Raw genomic sequence first — 4,376 nt, forward strand, 5'->3', positions numbered from 1 at the left:
GTTCACCGCCGAGGAGAAGCTGGCCGACTTCGACTACTACGACCCGCTGACCACCGGCGACTCGACGCTGTCCGGCGTCGTGCAGTCGATCGTGGCCTCCGAGGTCGGGTACCAGGAGCTCGCGCTGCGCTACTTCACGTCGGCGCTCTACGTGGACCTGGCCGACCTGCACCACAACACCGCGGACGGCGTGCACGTCGCGTCGGCCGGCGGCGTGTGGAGCGCGCTGGCGTGCGGGTTCGGCGGCATGCGGGACCACGAGGGCGTCGTGTCCCTCGACCCGCGGCTCCCCGAGGTCTGGGACGGCCTGACGTTCCGGATCACGCTGCGCGGCAGCCGGGTGCGGGTCGACGTCCGGCACACCGAGCTGCGGCTCACGGTGGAGGAGGGCGACGCCGCCGACCTGGTGGTGCGCGGCGAGCCGGTGAAGGTCACCGCGGGCGACCCCGTCGTGCTGCCGCTGGCGCCCGCGCCGCGGCTGATCGGCACGCCGACCGTTCGGGACATCGAGGGCACCCGCCGCGCCGACGGCACCCTGATGACCGCGAGCGTGCCGGACCACCCGACGGTGCTCACGCCGCCGCCGGTGTCGCACGACTGAGGCGCGCGCCGGGGGCGCCCGCGGGCTCAGCCCGTGAGCGCCTCCCGGAGCTGCCGGAGGACCTCGACGTCCTCCGGCTCGTAGCGGAAGTCGGTCACCCGGGGGGCCGGCGCCCGGCGCGGGAGCGCGGGGGCCGGCCCGTCGTCGTGCGCGGGGTCGGCGGGCGCGGCCGGGTCGGCGGGCGCGGAGTCGGCCGGCGAGGGCGGGTCGGCGGCGGTGCCGGGCTCCCCCGCGCCGCCCGGGGCGGCCGCGCGGCGCCCCGCCGACCGCCGGGGCTCCCCGTCCGCGAGGGCCGTCCGCACCAGCCGGCGCACCAGCGCCAGATTGAGGTCCGGGCCCGCCACGACGACGAGCGTCCCGTGCCCGCCGAGCCGGTGGGCGAGCAGCGTCCGGGCCGGGGACTCGACCAGCAGGCTGCTGCCGTCCCCGGCCAGGTCGCCGCCGTCGCGCGCGACCGCGTCCGCCAGCCCGGCGACGAGCGCCGCGACCCGCGGCTCGGGCGCCGCCACCCCGGGTGCGGCGGCGCCGTCCGGCGCGAGCCAGGACGCCTCCGCCCCGGGCGGCAGGGCCCGGACCAGGGTGTCGAGCACCTGCGGGACGTCCACACGCACCTCCTGGTGGTCGCCGGTTCGCCTCAGCGCTCGAGGTCGACGCCGGCCGCGGTGACGTCGCGCAGCCGGCGCCGGGCGAGCGCGAGGTTGCCCCGCGCCCGGTCGAGGACCAGGTACGAGAACAGCCCGGCGTACCGGGGGTCGTCGCTCAGCGTGATCAGGTGCAGCTCGTCGGACAGCGTGATGAGGATGTCGTCGATCACCTGCCCGCCGCCCAGCTGCTCGACGGACCGCATCTGCGCCCGCACGACCTCGGTGGCGACGGCTGCGGCGAGCTCGATGTCGATCGGCTTCACGACGGTCGACATGATCGTCATCCCGCTCGTCCAGTCGACGCCCGCGAGCGCGATCACCCCGTCCAGCGCCATCACCTGGGCCGTCGCTTCCTCCATGCTTGCCATGCGTCACTCCTCGTCGTCCGGTCGAACGCGAGCGACGCTGCCACCCGACGCGCACCACCCGATACCCGGGGCGCACCACCCCAATGGCCGGTTCGCGGGGCCGTGCCGGGGCGACGACGCGGGCGCGCCGCTACAGGTCCACCGACCCGCCCAGCGACCGCAGCGTCCGCCGCGCCAGCGCGAGGTTGCCCCGGCTCCGGTCCAGCGCGAGGTAGCCGAACACGCCCTGCAGCCGGGGGTGGTCGCAGACGAGCGTGAGGTGCAGCTCGTCGTGCAGCGTGACGAGGATGTCCTCGACCGCGCCCCCGCGGCCCATCTGCTCCACGGCGCGGAGCTTGGCCCGGACGAACTCGGTGGCGACGGCGGCGGCGAGCTCGATGTCGTACGGCACGGAGGTGGCCGACGCGAGCATGAGGCCGTTCGTGTGGTCGACGAACGCGAACGCCAGCGCGCCGTCGAGCTTCATCAGGTCCTGGGCGACGTCCTGCAGCGTGGGCACTCCGGCCTCCTGGGCGGCGGCCGGTGGGGCCCGGCCACGGGTCGGTGGTCGCGCGCGGCGGAGGGCCGGCGCGGCGCGCGACGGGCCCCGGTGCCGGGCCCCGTCGCGCGGTGGCCCGTACGCTATCGACATCGAGCGGGAATGTCAGCAGCGCTCTGACCAGGGCGACAAATGCTGCCAACTACCCGTAGACCGGCCCTCGGGTGCATTTTCGCGACATTTCTCCCGGGCGGCCGGCGCCCCGGCGGGCGGGACCGAGGTCCCCGGGACTCCGGTCCCAGACTTTGTGAAACTTTTCTCGATACTGTCGTGGACGTGAGGTCGACGGAGCCCTCCGCACCCCAACCCACCACCCTCGGGAGAGTCCCCGTGACCACCACGACGACGAGCACCGGAACCGCCGCGGCCATCGACCAGCTGGTCGCCGGCGCGACCAAGGCGCTGGCCGAGTACGCCCGCTTCACCCAGGAGGACGTGGACCGCCTGGTCAAGAAGGCCGCCGTCGCGGCGCTCGACCAGCACGGGCAGCTCGCCGAGCTGGCCGTCGAGGAGACCGGTCGCGGCGTCTTCGAGGACAAGGCCGTCAAGAACATCTTCGCCTGCGAGCACGTCACCAACTCGATGGCGTCGCTCAAGACCGTCGGGGTCATCTCCCGCGACGAGATCAACGGCATCACCGAGATCGCGGAGCCGGTCGGCGTCATCTGCGCGATGACCCCGGTGACCAACCCGACGTCCACCGCGATCTTCAAGTCGCTCATCGCGCTGAAGACCCGCAACCCGATCATCTTCGCGTTCCACCCGAACGCCCAGAGGTCGTCCGTCGCCGCCGCCCGCGTGGTGCGCGACGCCGCGGTCGCCGCCGGCGCCCCCGAGCACTGCATCCAGTGGGTCGAGACCCCCTCGATGGAGGCCACCGGCCTGCTGATGAACCACCCCGGCGTCTCCACCATCCTCGCGACCGGCGGCAACGCGATGGTCCGGGCCGCGTACTCCTGCGGCAAGCCGGCCCTCGGCGTCGGCGCGGGCAACGTCCCGGCCTACATCGAGAAGACCGCCAAGCTCAAGCGGGCCGTCAACGACGTGGTGCTGTCCAAGTCGTTCGACAACGGCATGATCTGCGCCTCCGAGCAGGCCGTGATCCTGGACGACGAGATCTACGACGCCGCGCTGGCCGAGTTCGCCGTGCTGCACGCGTACCGCGCCACCAAGAAGGAGAAGGCGCTCCTCGAGAAGTTCATCTTCGGCGTCGAGGCCAAGGGCAAGAACTGCGGCGAGGCCAAGCTCAACCCCACCGTCGTCGGCAAGTCCCCGCAGTGGATCGCCGAGCAGGCCGGCTTCACGGTCCCCGCCGACACCTCGATCATCCTGGCCGAGGTCGGCTCCGTCGGCCCCAGCGAGCCGCTGACCCGCGAGAAGCTCTGCCCCGTCCTCGCCGTGCTGCGCGCCACCTCGACCGAGCAGGGCATCCAGCTGGCCGAGCAGATGGTCGAGTTCGACGGCCTGGGCCACTCCGCCGCGATCCACACCCAGGACGACGCGCTCACCGAGGAGTACGGCAACCGCGTCAAGGCGATCCGCGTCATCGCGAACGCGCCCTCCTCGCTCGGCGGCATCGGCGACATCTACAACGCCTTCATCCCGTCGCTGACCCTGGGCTGCGGCTCCTACGGCCACAACTCGGTGTCGAACAACGTCTCGGCGATCAACCTCGTCAACATCAAGCGCGTGGGCCGGAGGAACAACAACTTGCAGTGGTTCAAGGTCCCGGCCAAGACGTACTTCGAGCCGAACGCCATCCGCTACCTGTCCGACATGCCGGACGTCGAGCGGGTCACCATCGTCACCGACGCCACGATGACCACCCTCGGCTTCGTCGACCGCGTCCTGGACGTGCTCAACCGCCGCGGCAACCACGTGTCGGTGCAGATCATCGACCAGGTCGAGCCCGAGCCGAGCGTCAAGACCGTGCAGGCCGGCGCGGCGCAGATGCGGCACTTCCGCCCGGACACGATCATCGCCCTGGGCGGCGGGTCGCCGATGGACGCCGCGAAGGTCATGTGGCTGCTGTACGAGCACCCGGAGATCGTGTTCTCCGACCTCAAGCAGAAGTTCTTCGACGTCCGCAAGCGCGCGTTCAAGTTTCCGGTGCTCGGCGAGCTGGCCAAGCTGGTCTGCATCCCGACCACCTCGGGCACCGGCGCCGAGGTCACCCCGTTCGCGGTCATCTCCGACCCCGACGCGGGCAAGAAGTACCCGCTGGC

General features: G+C 72.6%; 5 protein-coding genes. 2 read left to right on the plus strand and 3 right to left on the minus strand.

The features are described from left to right. Window positions 1-601 (plus strand): glycosyl hydrolase family 65 protein (locus tag VER05_RS00870; RefSeq protein WP_324843521.1); only part of this gene is annotated, 601 nt, incomplete at its 5' end. 26 nt (window positions 602-627) lie between these two features. Here the strand turns inward: VER05_RS00870 and VER05_RS00875 are convergent. From VER05_RS00875 to VER05_RS00885, 3 genes are all read right to left on the minus strand, one after another. Further along, on the minus strand, window positions 628-1,206 hold the full coding sequence (locus VER05_RS00875; RefSeq protein WP_324843522.1) for a hypothetical protein: 579 nt from the start codon (window positions 1,204-1,206) through the stop codon (window positions 628-630). Between the two features lie 29 nt (window positions 1,207-1,235). After that, window positions 1,236-1,613, minus strand: coding sequence for a hypothetical protein (locus VER05_RS00880; protein ID WP_324843523.1), 378 nt, complete (start codon window positions 1,611-1,613; stop codon window positions 1,236-1,238). A 130-nt stretch (window positions 1,614-1,743) separates the two neighbouring features. Beyond that, a complete protein-coding gene (locus VER05_RS00885; protein WP_324843524.1) occupies window positions 1,744-2,112 on the minus strand; it encodes a hypothetical protein in 369 nt (122 codons plus the stop codon). Window positions 2,113-2,481: 369 nt separating this feature from the next. Between VER05_RS00885 and adhE the strand changes: the two genes are divergently transcribed. Then, window positions 2,482-4,376 (plus strand): bifunctional acetaldehyde-CoA/alcohol dehydrogenase (adhE, locus tag VER05_RS00890; RefSeq protein ID WP_324843525.1); only part of this gene is annotated, 1,895 nt, incomplete at its 3' end.

This window comes from Cellulomonas sp. (assembly GCF_035634735.1).
Lineage (GTDB): Bacteria > Actinomycetota > Actinomycetes > Actinomycetales > Cellulomonadaceae > Cellulomonas.